General features: G+C 39.2%; 1 pseudogene. It reads left to right on the top strand.

Annotated features, from left to right (window positions below):
* Positions 1–316: pseudogene (locus CP368_RS10290) on the top strand (RNA-guided endonuclease TnpB family protein); the annotation flags it as partial.

Raw genomic sequence — 316 nt, 5'->3', positions numbered from 1 at the left:
ACCAACTGTCAATATCCTAAGCAAAAAGAAGCTTTTCTTGATAACGGGACAGCTAGATTTATTGATGCTAAACATATTAAACTGCCTAAACTGGGTATCGTCCGCATTGCTGGTTTTAGAAGGCTAATCAAAGAGCGTTTGCTTAACCACATCCCAACTAGAATTGGCACAGTCACGATTAAAAAGACCGCTGACGAGCAATTCTACTTATCAATGCAATTAGGCAGCGATATTGCCTTTGTTAAAGCCTTGCCTAAGACGCAAAGTCAAATTGGCATTGACCTTAACCTTGATAATTTCTTAACAGCATCTAACG

The sequence above is a fragment of the Lactobacillus sp. UMNPBX17 genome, assembly GCF_002553735.1.
GTDB lineage: Bacteria > Bacillota > Bacilli > Lactobacillales > Lactobacillaceae > Lactobacillus > Lactobacillus gallinarum.
This window is presented reverse-complemented; position numbering and strand designations above follow the sequence as displayed.